Genomic DNA, 20099 nt, shown 5'->3' on the forward strand with positions numbered 1-20099 from the left:
TCCCTTCTTGCCGCAAGCCGGGCAATAGCGTTAAACGCTTTCAAAACCAACAGGCGAAGGTTGTTTCATGCTCGAAGTCCGCGCTCTGGCTATTCCGGACGTATTGGAAATCGTGCCGAGGAAATTCGGGGATGACCGCGGTTTCTTCTCGGAAACCTTCAACCGCGACCGACTTCGCGCCAATAACGTCGACAAGGACTGGATGCAGGACAACCAGTCCTACTCCGCCGAGGCGTTTACGCTGCGGGGCCTGCACTATCAGGAACCGCCCTTCGCCCAGGACAAGCTGGTTCGCGTCTTGCGCGGCAAGATCCTCGACGTGGCGGTGGACATCCGCAAGGGCTCGCCGACCTTCGGCAAGTGGGTGTCGCTGGAGCTTTCGGCCGAAAGCTTCAACCAGATCCTCGTGCCGGTCGGCTTCGCACACGGCTTCGTCACGCTCGTTCCGCACACCGAGGTCTTCTATAAGGTGAGCGCGCCCTATAGCGGGCAACACGACCGCTCCATCCGTTTCGACGACCCGGACTTCGCGATCGACTGGCCGCTCGGCGGACGCGAGCCGGTCCTGTCCGCCAAGGACGAGGCGGCGCCGAACCTTCGCGACATCGAATCTCCTTTCGTCTACGAGAACGAGGCCTGACATGAAGATCCTCGTCACCGGCGGCGCCGGCTTCATCGGTTCGGCCGTCTGCCGGCATCTCGTGAACGACACGGAGCATTCCGTCGTCAATCTCGACAAGCTGACCTACGCGGCGAGCCTGTCCTCGCTCGATTCGATCGCAGGCGACCCGCGCTATACCTTCGTGAAGGGCGACATTCTCGATCGCGCCTTCGTGCTGGACATCCTTCGCCGGGAGGAGGTCGACGCGATCATGCATCTGGCCGCCGAAAGCCATGTCGATCGCTCGATCGACGGGCCGGGCGACTTCATCCAGACCAACATCGTCGGCACCTACGAGCTTCTGGAAGCGGCGCGGGCCTACTGGTCCGAGCTGACGGGCGAGCGAAAGGCGGCCTTCCGCTTCCACCATATCTCGACCGACGAGGTCTTCGGCGACCTGCCGCTGGACGACAGCCTCTTCACCGAGGACACGCCCTACGCGCCGTCCTCGCCCTATTCGGCGTCGAAGGCCTCGTCCGACCATCTCGTCATGGCCTGGCACCACACCTACCATCTGCCGGTGGTGCTTTCGAACTGCTCGAACAATTACGGGCCCTATCATTTCCCCGAGAAGCTCATCCCGCTCATCATCCTGAACGGGCTGGAGGGCAAGCGCCTGCCGGTCTACGGCCGGGGCGAGAACGTGCGCGACTGGCTCTTCGTCGAGGATCACGCCCGCGCGCTGGCGCTGGTCGCGACCAAGGGCGAGATCGGCCGCTCCTACAATATCGGCGGGCGCAACGAGCGCTCGAACCTCGCCGTGGTCGAGACGATCTGCGACACGCTGGACCGCCTGTCGCCGCTGGCGGACGGCACGGAGCGCCGCTCGCTGATCGACTTCGTGACGGATCGCCCCGGCCACGACCTGCGCTATGCCATCGACGCCACGCGTATCGAGACCGAACTCGGCTGGAAGGCCGAGGAGACGTTCGAGACGGGTCTGGAGAAGACCGTCCGTTGGTACCTAGACAATCGGGACTGGTGGCAGCCGATCCGCGAGGGTCGCTATAGCGGCCAGCGCCTCGGCGCGAAGGGGTGAGCGGGATGCGGCTTCTCGTGACGGGGCGCGACGGTCAGGTCGCGCAGGCGCTTCTGGCTCTGTCGCGCGGCGACCTTGAGGTCGTGGCGCTCGGGCGCCCGGCGCTGGACATCACCGACCGCGCCTCGCTCGACCTCGCGATCGCCGAGCACCGGCCGGACGTGGTGGTGAACGCCGCCGCCTATACGGCGGTGGACAAGGCCGAGAGCGAGGAAGCGGCGGCCTTCGCCGTCAACGCCGAAGGGGCGGGGAACGCCGCCGCCGCTGCGGCGGCCGCCGGCCTTCCGGTGATCCACATCTCGACCGACTATGTCTTTGCCGGCGACAAGAGCGCGCCTTACGTCGAGACCGACCCGACCGGGCCCCAGGGCGTCTATGGCCGCTCCAAGCTGGAGGGCGAACGGCTCGTGGCGGAAGCGAACCCGAACCACGCCATTCTGCGCACGGCCTGGGTCTACGGTCCCTATGGCGCGAACTTCCTGAAGACCATGCTCCGCCTGTCGCAGACGCGGGACGAGCTGCGTGTGGTGGGCGACCAGCGGGGAACGCCGACCTACGCGCCCGATATCGCGGAAGGCATCGTGGCGGTGGCCCGCAAGCTCGTCTCCGACGCACCGGAGGCACGCGGCACGTTCCACATGGTGGCCGAGGGCGAGACGACCTGGGCGGGCTTTGCCGAGGCCGTGTTCGAGCGCTTGGCCGCCTCGGGCGGCAAGACGGTTCGCGTCGAGCCCATCACCACGGCGGACTATCCGACGCCGGCCCGCCGGCCCGCCAATTCGCGGCTCGACACCGCGCGCTTCCGCGCCGCCTTCGGCCATTCTCTGCCGGTCTGGACGGACGGCGTGAGCCGCTGCATGGCGGCACTCGCCTCGAACGAAGCGCCTTGAAGCCGGACGTTCCCGTCATCTTCGTCCACGCCTTCTACGCCGATGTCTGGGCGGAGATGGCGCTGGAGATCGCCGAGAGCTTCGATCGGCCGTTCGAGGTCGTGGTGACCTGCCCGAACCCGGCGCTGGAACTGGTTACGGTGCAGAGCCCGCATCTCGTGCGCCAGCGGCGCATCGACGTGGAGAACCGGGGGCGGGACGTCTTGCCGTTCCTGCGGGCGCTGCGCGAGGTCGGCCCGAGCTTTTCGGTCGGGCTGAAGCTCCACACCAAGCGCTCCAAGCACCGCAGCGATGGCGAAGCCTGGCGCAAACACCTCACCGGCACCCTGCTTCGCCGCGACGAAGCCGCGACCGGGCCGGACGTGCTCGCCCTGATGGAGGAAGAGCCGAGGCTCGGCCTCGTCGCCCCGGCCAACCACATGCTGCCTCTGGAAAGCCGGATCGGGCTCAACGCGAAGGCGCTGCGGCGCGTCGCGGCCGCGCTGCGACTGCCGCTCGATCTGGAGGCGCTGGAGGCCGATCATTTCGCCGCCAGTTCCATGTTCTGGTTTCGGCGCAGCGCGCTGGAAGCGCTGGCCGAGCCCAAGCTGGAAACCTTGTTCGAGCGTGAGAAGGGCCAGCTGGACGGCACCACGGCCCATGCGCTGGAGCGGCTTTTCGCGCTTCTCGCGGAGCGGCGGGGAACGGTCGCGACGGCCGCCGAGGCCGTTCCGGCGCTGCGCCGGGCAGCGCGCGAAGGCGCGTCGCTGGAAGACCTGCGAGCGCTGGCCCGCTCGGAACTGCGGCCGCTGGAGAACCCGTTCATTCTCCCGGTACCGGACCTCTGGCGCCGGCATCCGCGCCTGATGCTGGTGGCGCATCATCTCTATCACCACCTGCCGCGCCCGCTCTTCGCCGTCGCACGAGTCGGCTTCCGCCTGATGATGAGACGCGAGCGCGGCCCCAAGGCCGGGTGACGGACAGGGCGCCGGGTGCGCCTTGCCCGCTTCTATCTCAGGCGGCGGGCAGGCCGACCGCGCGCAGCGAGTCCGCCACCGCCTCGACGATGCGGTCCTGCACTGCCTCGTCGAGATAGGCATGCATGGGCAGGCTCACGACCTCGCCGCAAAGCGCCTCGGTCACGGGCAGCCCGTTGCCGCCGACCGGGAAGCGACGATAGGCCGTCTGCTGGTGCAGGGCCTTGCCGTAATAGATCACGGTCGGAACGCCGCGTTCCTTCATCTCGGCCATGAACGCATCGCGCCGCCCGCCGGGGACGCGGATCGTATATTGCGCCCAGGTCGAGACGACGTCGCCCGCGATCGTCTGCGGCGCGACGCCGGCCAGATGCTCGCCATAGCGGGCGGCGATGCGCATGCGCGCTTCGATCTCGCCGGGGAAGAGCGCAAGCTTCTCGTTGAGAACGGCGGCCTGAAAGGAATCCAGCCGCGCGGTGAGGCCGAGCCGAACATTGTCGTATTTGTCGCTGCCCCCGCCATGGACGCGGATCGAGCGCAGGATCGCGGCAAGCTCGGCGTCGTCAGTCTGAATCGCACCGCCGTCGCCATAGCAGCCGAGCGGCTTGGCGGGGTAGAAGCTGGTCGCCAGCACGTCGGCCCAATGGCCGGCCAGATGCCCTCCGCGCGTCGAGCCGAAGCCCTGCGCCGCGTCCGAGATGAGCTTCAAGCCGAACTCGTCGGCCACCGCGCGGATCGGTGCGTAGTCCGCGATCTGGCCGAAAAGGTCCACCGCGATGATGGCGCGCGGGCGCAACTCGCCGGCGCGGGCGATGGCGGCGACGGTCCGGCGAAGGTGCTCGGGATCGATGTTGAACGTGTCGGGCAGAACCTCGATGAAGACGGCGGTCGCCCCGGCGAGGCCCACCACTTCGGCGGTCGCCGCGAAGGTGAAGCTGGGAACGAAGACGGCGTCGCCCGGCCCGATGTTCCAGGCCATGAGCGGCATCAGAAGCGCGTCGGTGCCGGACGCGCAGGAGACGGTCTCCGCCATGCCGCTGAAGGCCGACAGCCCGGCCTCGAACTCGGCGACCTCCGGCCCCTGGATGAACGATCCCTGATCCATGATCCGGCCGAGACGCGCCTCGATCCCCTCGCGGATGAGATCGCGCTGCGTCGCCAGATCGATGAACGGAATCGCTTGGGTCATCATGTCGTCCTTTTTTAGAACCGGGGGCGACCGGCGCCTCCGGGTGCGCAAAGCGCTAATGAATTGCGCGAAAAAATCCAAGCGGGGCGTGGCGCCGCTGCATCACGTTTGATGCGCCCGGGCGACCCGCGCGTGATGTCGAAAGGACGAGCTTTTCCCCCGCCGTTTCGCCTCAGCTGGCGACGAGGCGACGGTAGAGAGCGGCAATCGTCTCCATGACGTGGCGCTCGGTGTAGGAGCCTCGCACGCGGGCGGCAGCGCTATTCCCCATGGATTGCAGCAGAGCGCGGTCGCTCGCCAAAGCTTCGATGCGCCGCGCGAAACCCTCGGTGTCGCCGACCGGCAGGACGTAGCCGTCCACCCCGTCGCGCACGAGATCGCGGCAGCCGGGAACGTCCGTGGTCAGCGCGGCGCGCCCGCAGGCCGCGGATTCCAGAAGCGTCCGCGGCAGGCCTTCGCCGCCCCGCGAGGGCAGGATGGCGAGATCGTGCTCGCGCCAGACCGAGGCGACGTCCCGCGTCGCGCCGAGCCATCGGACGCCATCGCCTTCCGTCCACTCCCGCAAGGTCTCTAGCGGAACGGCCTTGGGGTTGGACGGATCAGGTGCGCCATAAAGATCGAGCGCGACATCGCAGCCTCGGGCGCGGGCGAGGCGAACCGCTTCCACCGCCGTCTCCACGCCCTTGGACCAGAGAAGCCGCGCAACAAGGGCTAGCTTGAGCGTCGCGCCGACGGGCAGGGATGTGGCGGGATAGCGATCGGGATCGATGCCGGCGCCGTTGACGATCGTGACCCGTCGATCGTCGAGGCTCAGCCCGAGAAGCCGGGGGTCGTCGCGGTTCTCGAAGAGATAATGCGTGCCCTTCGTCTCCAACACGCGGCGAACCGCAAGGCGTAGAACCCGTCGGGCGAGGCGCCCGGCGCCGTCCTGCCGCGCGCCGAGAAAGCCGAGGCCGGTCAGCGCAAATACCTGGGCGCGGATGCCGGCCATGCGGCAGGCGAGGCCGCCCACGAGAATGGGCTTCAGCGAAATGCAATGCACGAGATCGGGCCGCTCGCGTTTCAGGATTGCGGCCAGCTTGCGGGCGGTGGCGAGGGCCTGCAGCGGATTGACGCTGCGCCGCTCGGCCTCCAGCGGCACGACCCGCGCGCCAGCCGCCTCGATCGCCCCCGCATGTTCGCGCACGCGGGCGACCACCACGACCTCCCAGCCCATTTCGACCCCGACGCGCGCCATGGGCAGGAAGTGGGAGGCGAAGAACCAGTCTTCGGTGACGACGAAAAGCAGCTTCGGCAAGTCGGGGACCGTGTTCGAGACGATGCGCCTGCTCTAACCCGAGCCGCTGGCGGCCGGAAGGGCCGCTACGAGGATGGCGTCGAAAAGCCGGGGCGGCAGTAGAATCGAAGGACGCGGCCCCTAGCTCGCACTTCATGAACCAGCGCGCCTCCGATACGATCGCCATTCCCGTCCGCGAACCGACCCGTTCGCCCTTGATCGACATCCTCTTCGCCTATGCCGCGATCGTCCCGATCGCGGCCGGCGCGGTGTCCCTCTATGTCTGGCCGGCGCGGTCGGACGCCGTGCTGCCGCTGACGCTGATCTGGGCCGGCGCGATCGTCACCTTCCTGTCGGGCGTCCGGCGCGGCGTCAGCTTCCGCATACCGGACGGCGCCACGATTTCGCAGCTCGCCATGATGCTCTGGCTGTTTCTGGCAGGATTCGGCTCGATCCTCCTGACGGGCGCGCAATGGTTCGGGGCTGCGACGGTCGTTCTGATCCTTGCCTATCTCTCGCTCGCCGTGCTGGACCCGCTGGCCGCGCGTTCCGGCGAGGTGCCGAGCAGTTTCGCCGGGTTGCGGCCCTATCAGATGGGACTGGCGGTCCTGTCGCGCGCCTTGCTCGGCCTGCGGGTCGCGGGCTTCGCCTGAGGAGGCTTTGTCATGACCACGTCGATCCTGATCCTTGTCGGCTTCGTTCTCTTCTCCGCGCTGATCGCGGCGAGCGGCATCGTGTTCCGGCCGGGCACTTGGTACCGGACGCTCGTCAAGCCGTCCTGGACGCCGCCCAACCGCGCCTTTCCCATCGTCTGGAGCGTGCTCTATCTTCTGATCGCGGTCAGCGGCTGGCTGGTCTGGCGAGAGGCGGGGTTTGTGCTCATCCCCTTCTGCCTGTTCGTCGTGCAGATGGTGCTGAACTTTCTCTGGTCGATGCTCTTCTTCGGGCGCAAGCGGCCCGATCTCGCCTTTCTCGACATCACGCTGCTGGCGCTGGCTATCGCGGCCAACATCCTCGCCTTCTGGCCGCACAGCCATGCGGCGGCGCTGCTTCTCGTACCCTACCTCGCCTGGGTCTGCATCGCCGGGGCGCTCAACCTTTCGGTCTGGCGCTTGAACCGCGATCGCGGGGTTTTTGCTTAAGTGGAAGACTTGACCGGCCGGAGCGCAGAGCCCAAGCCCCGGGTTTCAAGTAGCCGGACACCGGCACGCCTTTGGGAGAACACCATGTCGTTTGCCATCTATCCCAGCCTTCGCGGACGCACGGTGCTCGTCACGGGCGGGGCGTCCGGCATCGGCGCCGACATGGTGCGCGCCTTCGCGGACCAGGGCTCGCGCGTCGGCTTCGTGGACATCGACGCGGCAGGCGGCGCCAAGCTCGCGGAGACCATGACGGGTGAGGGGCACGAGGTCGCCTTCGAGCCCTGCGATCTGCGCGACATCGAAGCCCTGCGCGCCGCCTTCGCCAAACTCGACGCCCGGCTCGGCCCCGCCACCGTTCTCGTCAACAACGCCGCGCGGGACGATCGGCACGGCTGGGAGGACGTGACGCCCGACTATTACGACGAGCGGATCGCCACCAATCTGCGTCACATGTTCTTCGCCATCCAGGCCGTCGCGCCCGGCATGATCGCCGCTGGCGGCGGGTCGATCATCAATTTCGGCTCCAATTCCTGGTGGGAAGCGGGCGGCGGAATGCCGGTCTACACGACCTCCAAGGCTGCCGTGCACGGTATGACGCGCTCCTTCGCGCGCGACCTCGGGCCGCACCGCATTCGCGTCAACACCGTGGTGCCGGGCTGGATCATGACAGAGCGCCAGAAGACGCTCTGGGTAACCGAAGAGGCACTGAACGCGCATCTCAAGCGCCAGTGCCTGCCCGTGCCGATCGATCCGGTCTATCTCGCCCGCATGGTTCTGTTCCTGGCGTCTGACGACTCGGCCATGTGCACGGCCAACAACTACATGGTCGAAGCAGGGTCGATCTGATCCTGATCGCGACACGCTGACCTGACCGTCGCGCCGCCGGCTTTCTTTCATGCTGCGGCGCGATCGGTTAGGGGAGGGTCAGTTTCCCGTCTTCGCCGGAGTGCCTTCGTGCCCAGCCCCGACCATATCCTGACCCTGTCCTGCCCGAACCGCCCGGGCATCGTCGCCGCCGTGTCGCGTCATCTCTTCGACAATGGTGCGGATATTCGCGAGGCGCACCAGTTCGACGATCCCGAAACCGGCCGCTTCTTCATGCGCGTGCGCTTCGCCATGGTGGAATCCGTGGTGCGGATCGAGAGCCTGACCGGCGCCTTCGGCGCCATCGCCGAGCGTTTCGGCATGGAATGGCGCATTTCGGGGGCCGAAGATCGGCAGAAGGTGCTGATCCTCGTATCGCGCTTCGACCATTGTCTTGCCGATCTTCTCTACCGCTGGCGCATCGACGAGCTTCGCATGGACATCGTCGGCATCGTCGCCAACTATCCGCGCGAGACCTATGCGCATCACGATTTCGACGGCATCCCGTTTCACTACCTTCCTGTGACGCGCGAGACCAAGCGCGAGCAGGAGGCCGAGATCGTCCGCGTCGTAGAGGAGACCGGCGCCGATCTCGTGGTGCTCGCCCGCTACATGCAGATCCTGTCGGACGAGCTCTCAGCGCGGCTTTCGGGCAAGTGCATCAACATCCACCATTCGTTCCTGCCCGGCTTCAAAGGCGCCAAGCCCTATCACCAGGCGCATCGGCGCGGCGTGAAGCTGATCGGCGCGACGGCGCATTACGTGACGGCCGATCTCGATGAGGGGCCGATCATCGAGCAGGACGTGGAGCGCATCTCGCATCAGGACTCGCCGGACGACCTGGTGCGCAAGGGCCGCGACATCGAGCGACGCGTCCTGTCGCGGGCGATCGCCTGGCATCTGGAGAACCGCGTGATCCCCAACAAGGACAAGACGGTGATCTTCCGCGACTGATCGGCGCGCGGCTCCCGCTGCGACCCTACGCGAGAGATCGGAGGCATCCCTCTGAAGGGGATGCCTTTTCTGTTTCCGCCAGCAGGTCGCGAGAGTCCGATCGCTTGCCCATCGCGCCGTTTGTTCCCTCCGTCCGCCTCTCTTCGGCCGAGAGTTAACCCTCAGTTAAGGCTGAGGGGTTTAACTCCACCAGCAACAAAGCGTTAATGAAGATGACCGAAGTCCTACCGAACCGCAAAGCGGTCCGCCTCCGCGGCCGATCCTTCCTGGCGCTGGTCCTGTCGCCCGAGCTGCCGTTCCGCGACTGGCTGGCACAGCTGGACGATCTCGCCCGCCGCTCCACGGGCTTCTTTCTCGGCCGACCCATCGTCCTTGATGTGGCCGGCCTGCCGATCACCCGCGAGCAGCTGGCCGAGCTCCTCAGCGAACTGAACAAGCGCAATGTCCGCGTCATGGGCATCGAAGGCGCGCTGCCTTCCATTCTCGGACCCGGAATGCCGCCCGAAATGCGGGGCGGCCGCAACGCGGCCGATATCGAGATGCCGGACGAGACGAGCGCGGCGCCGACCAAGCCCGGCAGCGCGCCGCAGGCCGCGCCCGCCGGAGCGCGCCTCGTGCCGCCGCCCGTCACGCCTTCGCTCCTGATCGAAACGCCGGTTCGCTCGGGCCAGTCGATCATCTTCCCGGAAGGCGACGTCACCGTGCTCGGGCATGTTGCGTCCGGGTCCGAGGTCATCGCCGGCGGCTCGATCCATGTCTACGGCGCGCTGCGGGGGCGCGCGCTGGCCGGCTCGGCGGGCAATGCCAACGCCCGCATCTTCTGCCGCAAGCTCGAAGCCGAACTCATCGCCATCGACGGTCTCTACAAGACCGCCGAGGATCTCGACCCCAAGACTCTGGGCCAGCCCGTTCACATCTGGCTCGACGACACGGTTCTCAAGACCGTCCTGCTTTCGAACTGAGCCCGGCGGTCGGCAGTGTCCGACGGCCGCACGAAACGAAACAACGAGGAAAGGCCTGACATGGCTGAGGTTATGGTGGTGACATCGGGCAAAGGGGGCGTCGGAAAGACCACCTCGACCGCCGCGTTGGGCGCAGCGCTCGCACAGAGCGGCCAGAAGGTCGTCGTGGTCGATTTTGACGTCGGCCTGCGCAATCTCGACCTCGTGATGGGCGCCGAGCGGCGCGTCGTCTACGACCTCATCAACGTGGTGCAGGGCGACGCGAACCTGAACCAGGCGCTCATCCGCGACAAGCGGGTCGATACGCTCTGCCTGCTGCCGGCGTCGCAGACCCGCGACAAGGACAACCTGACCCAGGACGGCGTCGACCGCGTCATGGACCAGCTCCGCGCGCAGTTCGACTGGGTGATCTGCGACAGCCCGGCCGGCATCGAGCGCGGCGCGACGCTCGCCATGCGCCATGCCGACCTCGCCGTCGTCGTCACCAATCCGGAAGTCTCCTCGGTGCGCGATTCCGATCGTATCATCGGCCTTCTCGACTCCAAGACGCTGCGCGCCGAAAATGGCGGGCGCATCGAGAAGCACCTGCTTCTGACCCGCTACGACCCCATTCGCGCCGAGCGCGGCGACATGCTCAAGGTCGACGACGTTCTCGAAATCCTGTCGATCCCGCTGCTCGGCATCGTGCCGGAAAGCCCGGAAGTGCTGCGCGCCTCCAATCTCGGCACGCCGGTCACTCTGTCGGACGCATCGAGCGCCCCGGCCCGGGCCTATGCCGACGCCGCGAAGCGGCTCATGGGTCAGACCGTCCCCATGAACGTGCCGTCGGACAAGCGCGGTCTCCTCGGCAAGTTCTTCAGCCGGAGGGCTGCATGAGCCTTTTCAGCTTCTTCCAGAAACAGCGCACCACCGCCCCCGCCGCGCGGGAACGCCTTCAGATCCTGCTCGCGCACGAGCGGGCCGAGATCGGCCAGTCCGACCTCGTCGCCGTGCTTCGCGAGGAGATCCTGGCCGTGATCGCCCGCCACGTTCCGATCAATCGGGACAAGGTGAAGGTCAAGATGGACAAGCGAGATCAGATGTCGACCCTCGAGGTCGATATCGAACTCCCGCAGCAAGCGGGACTCCTGACGGCCCACTGACGCCAGCCGGGCCTTCGCGGTCCGGTTGGTGACGGCCGTTCCAACCAGAGGGAAAAGGGGAGAGCCATGAGCCGAGCCGAGCTTCTTCTCCGTTTGCAGGAGGTGCAGAACCTTCCGCAGATGCAGGGTCGCAACATCCGCTCCATCGCGTCGATCCTGTCGACCGAGGCGCTTCGCAAGCATGTCGAGGTCTGCGAAGCGCAGGCCCGCAAGAGCGAGACGAAGCAGTAGGATTCATCCTCCATCACGCAAAAATCGAAGGCCCGGCCGCATGACGCGTCCGGGCCTTTCTTGTTCTTAGAGACTGTCTGCCAAGCCTACTTCAGGAAGCCCTTGGTCTGAAGATAGTCCTGCGCCACGGCGCGGGCCGGCTCACCGCCCAGCTGCACGCGCCCGTTCAGCTCCTGCAGCGTCACGAGGTCGAGGCTTTCGAAGATCGGCTTCAGAACGTCGGCGATCTTCGGATTGGCCTCCAGCACCGCCTGACGCACGATCGGTGCGGGCTGGTAGACGGGCTGCACGCCCTTGTCGTCTTCCAGCACCTTGAGCCCCGCCGCCGAGATGCCGCCGTCCGTGCCGTAGACCATGGCGGCGTTGACGCCGTTGGTGTTCTGCGCCGCGGCCGCGATCGTTGCTGCCGTGTCGCCGCCCGACAGGGTGAGGAGCTGGTCCGGCTTCAAGGTGAAGCCATAGGTCGTCTGGAACGAGGGTAGGGCGGAGGCCGAATTGACGAACTCGGCGGACGCCGCGAGCTTCACCGCACCGCCGCCGGCCACCCATTGGCCGAACTGGCTGAGTGTTGCGAGCTTGTCCGCGTCGGCCACGTCGCCGCGCAGCGCGATGCCCCAGGTGTTGTTGGCCGGCGAGGGCGTCAGCCACACGATCTTGTTGGCGTCGAGATCGAGCTTCTTGGCTTCCTCATAGGCCTTGGCCGCATCCTTCCAGAGCGGGTCTTCGGCACGGTTGAAGAAGAAGGCCGCGTTGCCGGTATATTCGGGATAGATGTCGATCTCGCCCGCCGTGATCGCCTTGCGCACCACCGGCGTGCCGCCGAGCTGGATGCGGTCGGTCGTCTCAATCCCGCCATGCTGCAGGGCGAGCATGATCATGTTGCCGAGCACGCCGCCCTCCGTGTCGATCTTGCTGGACACGACCACGGGGGCCGCCAAGGCGCCGGACGCAAGCGACGAAGCCAGCAGCAGGGCGGCTGCGAAAAGAGGAAGGCGCATCGAATGTCTCCTGGTCGAGCGATCCGGACCATTGCGAGGCCGGGCAGGTTTGATCTCACGGTGCAAATTGGAGCAGCGCGAAGCCTTCGCCAGTGCGCGGGCGGGGACCTCCGGTTCTTCTCCACAGCCCGGACCTCCTGAGGCTCCTTCTCTCCGTTCTCCCTCCCGATCGTTTGGGCACCCAAAGGGATCACCATAAATTTTTAAGGATTGGCGGAACGAAGGCCGAATCGGGCGGTTCGGGTGATTCGCGATCCTTTTGAAATGGGGACTTTCATGACCGCGTCTGATATCGTCACCGCTCTCGAAGCGGGTCTGATCACCGAAAACGAAGCTATGGAACAGGCCATGGTCGATCGGCTTGCCGATCTCTACGAGCACCAGTCGAGTTCGCCGCGTTGGCGCTCGCAACGTGCGCAAGGCGTGCGCGCGGCTGGGCTTGCCACACGCTAAGACGGACCGATCCGTCCGTCATTTTCATCACGACACCTTTCTTTCTCAAGGCCGACAAGGCTTGCTGCCCCGATGCGTTCGCCTTTAGAACGCGCTCGGCAGCAAGCCGAACCCGGAAGGATTACGCATGAGCATTCGTCGCATCCAGCCCGGCCGTCGCATGAGCGGTGCGGTGGTTCACGGCAACACGGTCTATCTGGCAGGTCAGGTCGGCAATCCCGGCGAGGACGTGACGGCCCAGACGAAGACGGTCCTGTCCGAGATCGACCGGCTGCTGGCCGAGGCCGGCACCGACAAGTCGAAGCTCCTTCAGGCGACGATCTGGCTCGCCGACATGAAGGATTTCGGCGCGATGAACGCGGTGTGGGACGCCTGGGTCGACCCGGACAACACGCCCGCGCGCGCGACCGGCGAATCCAAGCTGGCGGCGCCCGAGTATCTCGTCGAGATCATCGTCGTCGCGGCGGTCTGACTCCGCTTTGCCGGCGCCTAAGTTCGGGCGCCGGTCTTCGTTTCAGTACGCGCCGCTGCTTCGAAAGAGGCTGATCGGCGTCAAGGCGAGGATGCGAAGGTCCAAAAGCAGCGACCAGTTCTCGATATAGTAGAGATCGTATTCGAAGCGTTTCTGCAGCTTGTCACCTTCGTCGATCTCGCCTCGCCACCCATTGACCTGGGCCCAGCCGGTGATTCCCGGCTTGACCTTGTGTCGCCCGAAATAGCCGTCCACGATCTCCGTGAAGTTCTGGTCGAAGCTGGAGCGTGCGTGCACGGCGTGGGGCCGGGGGCCGACCAGCGACAACTCGCCCGTCAGAACATTGAAGAGCTGCGGCAGTTCGTCGATCGAACTGCGGCGGATGAAGCGGCCGACGCGGGTGACGCGAGGGTCGTTGTGGGTGACGATCCTGCGCGCGGTGGGGTCGGACATCTCGTGTCGCAGCGAACGGAACTTCCAGACATTGATGATCTGGTTGTTGAAGCCGTGGCGCTTCTGACGAAAGAAGACCGGGCCGGGGCTGTCGAGCTTGATGGCGATGGCGGTCGCCACCATCAGGGGGCTCAGGGCCACCAGGGCGAAGAGGCCGACCACGAGGTCGAGGCAGCGCTTCGACACCATGTCCCATTCCGCCAGCGGCCGGTCGAAGGCGTTGAGAAGCGGAATGTCGCCGAGGAAGGAATGCGACCGGGCGCGAAAGCGCAGATCCGGCGAGGAGGCCGCCACGCGGATGTCCAGCGGCAGAACCCAAAGCTCGCGCATGATGGTGAGAAGACGCGCCTGCGCGCTGACCGGCAGCGTCACGATCAGCATGTCGATCCGCGCCTTGCGCGCGAACTCCGTCAACTGCGAGACCGAGCCGAGCTTGGGATAGCCGGCCACGATGGCGGGTGAGCGATCGTCGTTGCGATCGTCGAAAATGCCGCAGATGCGCACGTCGTTGTCGGGATTGGTTTCGAGCCGGCGGATGAAGGCCTCCGCCGCTCCGCCGCCGCCGACCACGACCGCCCGCCGCTCCATGAAGCCGTTGCGCACCCAAAGGCGCATTCGCGCGCCAAGGCAGACGCGCGTCACGCCGAGGATCGCGAAACCGCTCGCGCCCCAAAGCGCCAGACTTTCCAGAAATGGCCGGTCCAGCTGGTCCGCCAGTTCGGCCGCGCAGATCGCCACGAACGTGGCGAAGGCGAAGGCGCCGGCCAGACGGGGGAACTGCGCGCGGCGGGAGCGCAGAAGAAGCGAATCGTAGCCGTTCAGGATGTTGACGGTGACGACCGTCACCAGCGCCAGAAGCGTACTGAACAGCGCAAGAGGGAGCCAGCCGGCCGACCCAACGCGCAGGCAAAGGATGCCGCCGATCACCAGCACCGCGATCTCGAACAGGCGCACCAGCCCGCAAGCGAGGCCCGGCGATAGACCGCGCCGCTCCAGCATCTGCGCCATGCGGCGGGCATTGACGGGGAGTTCGGCCGTCCGGCCGGCGACGCCCGCAGGCGCGTCCGCGAGCCGGTAGACGCGAACCGTTTCGCGCTCGAAAAGATTGGCCTTCCGCTTCTTGCTTTTCATCTCGACAGCCAGCCCCGAACGCTTAATTCCAAGGGTTAGCAGGAAAAGGCTAAAGGAGACTGAGCGGTTCGGCTTCGATTGGAACGGGCTCGGATCAGAACAGGCGCTCGCGAACCGAGATCGTGTCGCCGGGAAGAACAGGGTCGGAGATCAGGACGCGGCCGGTGATGACCTGCCCGTTGACCTGGCGCGTGATGTCCACCGTGCGCTGGTCTGCGCGCGATGAGAAGCCGCCGGCGATGGCGATGGCGTTCTGCGCCGTCATGCCGGGAACGTAGGAGTACTGGCCGCCGCTCGAGACTTCGCCCATGATGAAGAAGGGGCGATATTGCTCGACCTGCACGGACACGTCGGGCGAGCGCAGATAGCCGTTGCGCAGCGCGGCGGTGACCGCCGCCTCGATCTCCTGCGTCGTCTTGCCGCGCGCCGGGACGGCGCCGACCAGCGGCAGGGAGAGATAGCCCGACTTGTCGACGGCATACGTGCCGGAGAGATTGTCCTGCTCGAACACGGTGACGCGCAGCCGGTCGCCCGCATCCAGCTTGTAGGGCTGGTTCAACATGGCATGAAAGGCGGGCGCGGGCGGGGCAGCCGTGACGCAGCCGGACAGGACCGCACCGACCAAAGCGAGTGTCACAAACCCGGCGCGCATTCGTTCCCACTCCGCAAGACGTTTCCATTGCCTGAAGCAGGCCGAACTCTGCCGCCCACAATCTCGAATTAGGGTTAAACACTCGTAAATGTGCCCGTGCCTTGTGCTGCCGGCCCAACCCCGTATCCTTTCCTCGCAACCGCAGGAAACAGGTGCGCCCTCGGGCGCCGAGTCTTGAGAAGAAGAACGAGCCATGTCTCCGGAATGGGTCATGCCAGCGCAGAGCGAAGACAAGCGGCCGATGCCCATCGGACGGCGGCTTGCCATCGTCGCGTCAGCGACCTTGCTCTCCGGCGCGGCGGCCTCGTTCGCGGTGTCGCTCGTTCCCCCCGTTCACCGGGCGCGAATCGAACTCAGCGCCGAGGGAGGACCGCTGCCGAGCTGGACGGCCGCCGAGATCCAGGTGATCGCCGATCGCGAGCCCGGTCTCGACGCGGGACCCGACCTGACGCTGGAGCGCGGCGCGGACGGGTCGCGATCGCTTCTCGACCTCGTCGGCCAGCCGCGCGGGCCGCTGGAAGGGGCGGCGAGCCGGCGAACCGGCATTCAGGTCCTGTCGGGAACGAAGAGCGTGATTTGGGCCGAGGCGCCCAGCGCGGATCAGGCACGGGTCCGCGTTCAGTTCATTGCCGATCAGCTTCTGGCGAGAGCTCCCAAGCCTGCGCGACAGGTCGAGCCCTCGAGCCCGCCGCCCACACCCCCGGTTGCGGACGCCGACATGAACGGGCGCTTGGCGCGGGCCGAGGCGCGGGTGACTGATGCGGAGCGGCAGCTCGCCGATTTCGACGCCAAGCCTGCGCCTTCCGCGGAGCCGGTCGTCAGTGCGAGCCCGCCCGTGCTGCTGGACCCCAGCCAGAAGGCAGCGCTCGAAAGCCGGCGCGCGGAATTGGACGCCGCCATCGCCGCCGTCGAGGGCGATGACGAACAGAAGGACATGCCGGGAAGCTGGGGTGGATGGGACGCTTGGCGCGCCTTGATGCGCGAGCGTCGCGGCCTTCGCCCCCGAGCCGACGAACTGGCCGCGAGCCTGAACGCGGATCATCCCCGGGTTCGCATCGTCCGCCTGCGTCTGCAACAGCTCGATAGCGAGATCGCCACGCGGCACGACACGCTCCTAACGCAGCTGGAGGCGCAGCGCGACGCCAACGCGGCGGCCCTGCGCCTGTTGACGGAACAAAAGCCTGCGCCAGTCGCGCAGCCCACGACCCCGCAACAGACGGCCGCCGAGCGCGCTCGGGAGCGAGCCGACCTTTTTAGTGGGCTGGTTTCGGCCCGCGCCGATCTCGCGCGCCTGCGAGACGAGGCTGAGGTTCTCTCCGCCCTGGCGACGCCGGCCTTCCAGCCTCCGCCCGAGCCTGCCTCGGCAGGGGCGCCGGCCATTCGGCAGAAGGTTCTGCCGCTCACGACGCGCTCCCTGTCGCTCTGGCCCGCTGCCCTTGCCGGCGGCGTCGTCGGATTTCTCGGCTCGGCCTTTTTCGTCGCGCTGGCGATGCCGTTGCGGCGGATGAAGGGGAAGGATGCGACTGGGCCGGTCGGCCTTCCGCTGGAGCCAATGCCCGCACCCGAGATACCCGGCCATCCCGACGTCGCGATGGTGGATGACGTGATCGAAGCGCTGAAGTTCAGCGCGGTCGCGCGCGCGGTGGTGGTCTCGGCCGCGAGCGCCGATACGCGCACGCTCGGCGTCGATATCGGGCGGCGTCTGGCGCTTCGCGGCCGCTCCGTTCTAGTGGTCGATCTTTCCGAAACGCAGGATGGCGCGCGCGCCATGGGCCTGCCGTCCGACACGCGCGGGCTCTTCGACCTCGCACGAGGCGACGCCAATTTCGCCGAGATCGCCCGGCGCGACTTTGCGACCGGTGCCGAGATCGTCGCCAGCGGCCGTCGGCTGGACGACGAAAGCCGCCCCGGCCTCTGGAGCGAGCGACGCCATGCGCTCGACTTCATGGAGCGCAGCTACGAGACGCTGGTGATCGACTGCGGCCGCATCGACGCGCCGTTCCTGGGCGCCATTCTCGACCCCGAAGCGGCGCTTCTCGTCTGGGTGGAGGGGTGCTCGGAGCGGGAAATCGAAGCGGCGACCAGCCAGCTCAAAGCCAAGGGCTTCGCCGACATGATTCTGGTTCGCGACCAGCGGCCGAATTAGCTGTTCCGCTGCACCCGGCCGCCTTCCATCCAGCGGATCACGAACATGGCCGGGACGATCCATAGAATGCCGGTCGCGAAGAAGTAGAGCAGATGCACGTAAGTCGCTGACGCCGAGAGATAAAGCGTGGCATAGGCCGTCGCGAGCACGGCATAGACTGCGACGAAGACGACCAGAAGCAGCGTGCCGACGAGCTTCTTCAATCTGATGGGCATGACCACTCTCCCTGCCGTTCGCGCCCCGGGCGCGCCAAAGCGTGACCATGCCGCGACCCGATGGCTCTTGCCAAGTGGGGCGCTTGGGACCAAACCTCCGCCCCACCGGGCCAAGGTCGCGCGAACCCATCGCGTCCTCAGGCCAGATTGCCGAGCAGATCGGCCGAAAACAAGGGGATGAAGCGGCTTCTTCGCCAAGCGCTTCAAGACTGATATGAGCGTATCGACGCAGGCCCCCCTCCAAGCCCTGTCCAGCGAGCACGACCGCCGGGTGCGATCGCGCCGCGCGATCCGGCTTTGGCTCTATTGTGTGGCGGCGATGATCCTGGCGTTGGTCGTCGTCGGCGGCGCGACGCGCCTCACCGAATCCGGCCTGTCCATCACCGAATGGAAGCCGATCCACGGCATGATCCCGCCCTTGTCGCAGGCGGAATGGCAGGAGGAGTTCGACCTCTACCGCCAGATCCCGCAATATCAGATCCTCAACAAGGGCATGAGCCTGTCGGAGTTCCAGACCATCTTCTGGTGGGAATGGGCGCACCGCTTTCTCGCGCGCAGCGTCGGCTTCGCCTTCGCACTGCCGCTGGCCTTCTTCTGGATCGCGGGCCGCGTCGAGCCCTGGCTGAAGCCCCGTCTCGTCGGTCTTCTGGCGCTTGGCGGCCTGCAGGGCGCCATCGGCTGGTGGATGGTGGCCTCGGGCCTCGTGGAGCGCACGGAGGTCAGCCAGTATCGGCTTGCCGTCCATCTCACCATGGCCTGCATAATCTTCTCGGCGACGCTCTGGATCGCCAAGGGCTTGTCGCCCCGCCGCATCGCGCCGCCGCCGACGGGCCATTCGGCCAAGGTCGGGGCGCTGCTTGTGGTGCTCGCGCTTCTCCAGATCTATCTCGGCGGACTAGTGGCCGGCCTCGATGCGGGCATGAGCTTCAACACCTGGCCGCTGATGGACGGGCAGATCGTGCCGGCCAATCTCCTAGCGATGACACCGGCTTGGCGCAATTTCTTCGAGAACGTGATGACGGTGCAGTTCACGCATCGCTGCGGCGCCTATCTCTTGTTCACCGTCGCCGTGCTTCACGCGATTGCCGCGCGGCGGCTTTCGCCCGGCTCGCGCCATGCCAAGATGGCAACGCATCTGGCGGGCATGGTGACGCTGCAGGCCGCGCTCGGCATCACCACGCTGCTGCTGCAGGTGCCGATCGGCTGGGCGCTGCTGCATCAGGCCGGTGCGCTCATCGTGCTTGGCAGTGCCGTGTTCCATGCGCGGGAGCTGAAGGGGGCGTACCCCCTTCCAGCCCTCGCCTGACGGGTCAGCCCCGCAGCATCAGGTCCATGTTCTGAACCGCCGCGCCCGAAGCGCCCTTGCCGAGATTGTCGAGCAGGGCGACCAGATTGAAGCGCGAGCCGTCCTTCGAGCCGAAGACGAAAAGCTTCATGCCGTCGGTTCCTGCGAGTTCCGTCGGATCGAGACGCTTGAGACCAGCCGTTTCCTCCGCACTCGCGACTTCCACGATCGACTGGCCGGCATAATGGTCGGCCAGCGCTTCGCGCAGCCGCTCTGCGCTGGCGCCGTTCAGGGCGTCGGCATGGAAGGGAACCTGCACGATCATGCCTTGCGCGAAGCGGCCAACCGAGGGGGCGAAGATCGGGTCGCGATCGAGCCGGCCAAAGACGCGCATCTCAGGCAGGTGCTTGTGGGCGAGGTCGAGTCCGTAGAGGAAATGCGGCGAGGCGATGTGATCCTCGCGCGCGGCGTCCTCCATCTGCGCGATCATCTGCTTGCCGCCGCCGGTATAGCCCGACACGGCATTGACCGTCGCCGGCTGGCCCTCGGGCAGGAGCCCCGCGTCCCTCAAAGGGCGCAGCAGGGCGATGGCGCCCGTGGGGTAGCAGCCGGGATTGGCGACCAGCCGCGCCTTGGCGATGGCCTCGCCCTGGCCCTTGGCGAGTTCGGCAAAACCATAGGCCCAGTTCGGATCGACTCGGTGCGCCGTCGAGGTGTCGATCACCCGTGTCGAGGCGTCCGGACCGAGAAAGGCCACGGCCTCCCGCGCGGCATCGTCCGGCAGGCATAGGATGGCGATGTCGGCAGCCTTCAGAAGCTCTTCGCGCAGCGAGGCGTTGCGCCGCTCCGCTTCTGGGATCGACAGGAGTTCCACGTCGCCGCGATCCGCCATGCGGGCGCGGATCTGGAGACCCGTGGTGCCGTGTTCGCCGTCGATGAAGATGCGCGGTTTCATGAGCGTCTGGACCTGTTGAATGTTGGAAGCGAA

Annotated in this window: 23 protein-coding genes; 16 read left to right on the plus strand and 7 right to left on the minus strand. The window is 66.7% G+C overall.

Going from position 1 to position 20099, the window contains the following annotated elements; genetic code table 11:
- Nucleotides 1-67 precede the first annotated feature (67 nt).
- The 4 genes from rfbC to AUL32_RS09615 are packed head-to-tail and all read left to right on the plus strand — an operon-like array spanning nucleotide 68 to nucleotide 3546.
- Nucleotides 68-640: a dTDP-4-dehydrorhamnose 3,5-epimerase gene (gene rfbC / locus AUL32_RS09600; protein WP_061976553.1), complete on the plus strand. Its 573-nt coding sequence runs from the start codon at nucleotides 68-70 to the stop codon at nucleotides 638-640.
- 1 nt (nucleotide 641) lies between these two features.
- On the plus strand, nucleotides 642-1700 hold the full coding sequence (gene rfbB, locus AUL32_RS09605) for a dTDP-glucose 4,6-dehydratase (RefSeq protein ID WP_062114166.1): 1059 nt from the start codon (nucleotides 642-644) through the stop codon (nucleotides 1698-1700).
- A 5-nt stretch (nucleotides 1701-1705) separates the two neighbouring features.
- Nucleotides 1706-2590 carry a dTDP-4-dehydrorhamnose reductase gene (gene rfbD, locus AUL32_RS09610; RefSeq protein ID WP_062114169.1) on the plus strand — a complete coding sequence of 295 codons (885 nt, stop codon included), beginning with the start codon at nucleotides 1706-1708 and terminating at the stop codon, nucleotides 2588-2590.
- Nucleotides 2587-3546 carry a rhamnan synthesis F family protein gene (locus AUL32_RS09615; protein WP_062114172.1) on the plus strand — a complete coding sequence of 320 codons (960 nt, stop codon included), beginning with the start codon at nucleotides 2587-2589 and terminating at the stop codon, nucleotides 3544-3546. Before rfbD ends, AUL32_RS09615 begins: the two co-directional genes overlap by 4 nt.
- Nucleotides 3547-3583: 37 nt before the next feature.
- Here the strand turns inward: AUL32_RS09615 and AUL32_RS09620 are convergent, their stop codons facing one another.
- Entirely contained in the window at nucleotides 3584-4735 is a 1152-nt protein-coding gene (locus AUL32_RS09620) for a DegT/DnrJ/EryC1/StrS family aminotransferase (protein WP_062114300.1), read from the minus strand.
- A gap of 172 nt (nucleotides 4736-4907) precedes the next feature.
- Nucleotides 4908-6032, minus strand: coding sequence for a glycosyltransferase family 4 protein (locus tag AUL32_RS09625; RefSeq protein WP_156421403.1), 1125 nt, complete (start codon nucleotides 6030-6032; stop codon nucleotides 4908-4910).
- 134 nt (nucleotides 6033-6166) lie between these two features.
- Between AUL32_RS09625 and AUL32_RS09630 the strand changes: the two genes are divergently transcribed.
- The 8 genes from AUL32_RS09630 (at nucleotide 6167) to AUL32_RS25600 (ending at nucleotide 11306) form a co-directional block, all read left to right on the plus strand.
- Nucleotides 6167-6664, plus strand: a complete 498-nt coding sequence (locus AUL32_RS09630; RefSeq protein ID WP_062114178.1) for a DUF3429 domain-containing protein — start codon at nucleotides 6167-6169, stop codon at nucleotides 6662-6664.
- A 12-nt stretch (nucleotides 6665-6676) separates the two neighbouring features.
- Nucleotides 6677-7153, plus strand: coding sequence for a TspO/MBR family protein (locus tag AUL32_RS09635; protein ID WP_062114181.1), 477 nt, complete (start codon nucleotides 6677-6679; stop codon nucleotides 7151-7153).
- Nucleotides 7154-7237: 84 nt separating this feature from the next.
- Entirely contained in the window at nucleotides 7238-7999 is a 762-nt protein-coding gene (locus AUL32_RS09640; RefSeq protein WP_062114184.1) for an SDR family NAD(P)-dependent oxidoreductase, read from the plus strand.
- Between the two features lie 108 nt (nucleotides 8000-8107).
- Nucleotides 8108-8971, plus strand: coding sequence for a formyltetrahydrofolate deformylase (purU, locus tag AUL32_RS09645; protein WP_062114186.1), 864 nt, complete (start codon nucleotides 8108-8110; stop codon nucleotides 8969-8971).
- Between the two features lie 212 nt (nucleotides 8972-9183).
- Nucleotides 9184-9933 carry a septum site-determining protein MinC gene (minC, locus tag AUL32_RS09650; protein ID WP_061977849.1) on the plus strand — a complete coding sequence of 250 codons (750 nt, stop codon included), beginning with the start codon at nucleotides 9184-9186 and terminating at the stop codon, nucleotides 9931-9933.
- Between the two features lie 60 nt (nucleotides 9934-9993).
- Nucleotides 9994-10809 carry a septum site-determining protein MinD gene (minD, locus tag AUL32_RS09655; RefSeq protein WP_061976544.1) on the plus strand — a complete coding sequence of 272 codons (816 nt, stop codon included), beginning with the start codon at nucleotides 9994-9996 and terminating at the stop codon, nucleotides 10807-10809.
- Nucleotides 10806-11075 carry a cell division topological specificity factor MinE gene (gene minE / locus AUL32_RS09660; RefSeq protein WP_061976543.1) on the plus strand — a complete coding sequence of 90 codons (270 nt, stop codon included), beginning with the start codon at nucleotides 10806-10808 and terminating at the stop codon, nucleotides 11073-11075. The genes minD and minE overlap by 4 nt, the downstream gene beginning before the upstream one ends.
- Before the next feature lie 66 nt (nucleotides 11076-11141).
- On the plus strand, nucleotides 11142-11306 hold the full coding sequence (locus AUL32_RS25600; protein ID WP_187301267.1) for a hypothetical protein: 165 nt from the start codon (nucleotides 11142-11144) through the stop codon (nucleotides 11304-11306).
- Nucleotides 11307-11392: 86 nt separating this feature from the next.
- On the opposite strand, the gene osmF is transcribed toward AUL32_RS25600, so the two are convergent.
- On the minus strand, nucleotides 11393-12304 hold the full coding sequence (gene osmF, locus AUL32_RS09665; protein ID WP_062114189.1) for a glycine betaine ABC transporter substrate-binding protein OsmF: 912 nt from the start codon (nucleotides 12302-12304) through the stop codon (nucleotides 11393-11395).
- 276 nt (nucleotides 12305-12580) lie between these two features.
- Between osmF and AUL32_RS09670 the strand changes: the two genes are divergently transcribed.
- Nucleotides 12581-12757: a hypothetical protein gene (locus AUL32_RS09670; protein WP_156421404.1), complete on the plus strand. Its 177-nt coding sequence runs from the start codon at nucleotides 12581-12583 to the stop codon at nucleotides 12755-12757.
- 127 nt (nucleotides 12758-12884) lie between these two features.
- A complete protein-coding gene (locus AUL32_RS09675; RefSeq protein WP_061976541.1) occupies nucleotides 12885-13229 on the plus strand; it encodes a RidA family protein in 345 nt (114 codons plus the stop codon).
- Nucleotides 13230-13271: 42 nt separating this feature from the next.
- Here the strand turns inward: AUL32_RS09675 and AUL32_RS09680 are convergent, their stop codons facing one another.
- Together AUL32_RS09680 and AUL32_RS09685 are read right to left on the minus strand one after the other, a co-directional pair.
- Nucleotides 13272-14813 (minus strand): undecaprenyl-phosphate glucose phosphotransferase, encoded by a 1542-nt coding sequence (locus AUL32_RS09680; protein ID WP_062114196.1) that lies wholly within the window; start codon nucleotides 14811-14813, stop codon nucleotides 13272-13274.
- 94 nt (nucleotides 14814-14907) lie between these two features.
- A complete protein-coding gene (locus AUL32_RS09685; protein WP_061976539.1) occupies nucleotides 14908-15465 on the minus strand; it encodes a polysaccharide biosynthesis/export family protein in 558 nt (185 codons plus the stop codon).
- 211 nt (nucleotides 15466-15676) lie between these two features.
- Between AUL32_RS09685 and AUL32_RS09690 the strand changes: the two genes are divergently transcribed.
- Nucleotides 15677-17611 (plus strand): hypothetical protein, encoded by a 1935-nt coding sequence (locus tag AUL32_RS09690; RefSeq protein ID WP_156421405.1) that lies wholly within the window; start codon nucleotides 15677-15679, stop codon nucleotides 17609-17611.
- Here AUL32_RS09690 and AUL32_RS09695 read toward each other — a convergent pair.
- On the minus strand, nucleotides 17608-17826 hold the full coding sequence (locus AUL32_RS09695) for a DUF2842 domain-containing protein (protein WP_062114202.1): 219 nt from the start codon (nucleotides 17824-17826) through the stop codon (nucleotides 17608-17610). The genes AUL32_RS09690 and AUL32_RS09695 overlap by 4 nt on opposite strands.
- A 214-nt stretch (nucleotides 17827-18040) precedes the next feature.
- On the opposite strand from AUL32_RS09695, the gene AUL32_RS09700 reads away from it, so the two are divergent.
- Complete coding sequence (locus tag AUL32_RS09700) at nucleotides 18041-19132, plus strand: COX15/CtaA family protein (RefSeq protein WP_062114205.1); 1092 nt, start codon at nucleotides 18041-18043, stop codon at nucleotides 19130-19132.
- Nucleotides 19133-19136: 4 nt separating this feature from the next.
- Here AUL32_RS09700 and argC read toward each other — a convergent pair whose 3' ends face one another.
- Nucleotides 19137-20066 carry an N-acetyl-gamma-glutamyl-phosphate reductase gene (gene argC, locus AUL32_RS09705; RefSeq protein WP_062114207.1) on the minus strand — a complete coding sequence of 310 codons (930 nt, stop codon included), beginning with the start codon at nucleotides 20064-20066 and terminating at the stop codon, nucleotides 19137-19139.
- Between the last annotated feature and the right edge of the window lie 33 nt (nucleotides 20067-20099).

Source organism: Aureimonas sp. AU40 (assembly GCF_001463785.1).
GTDB lineage: Bacteria > Pseudomonadota > Alphaproteobacteria > Rhizobiales > Rhizobiaceae > Aureimonas.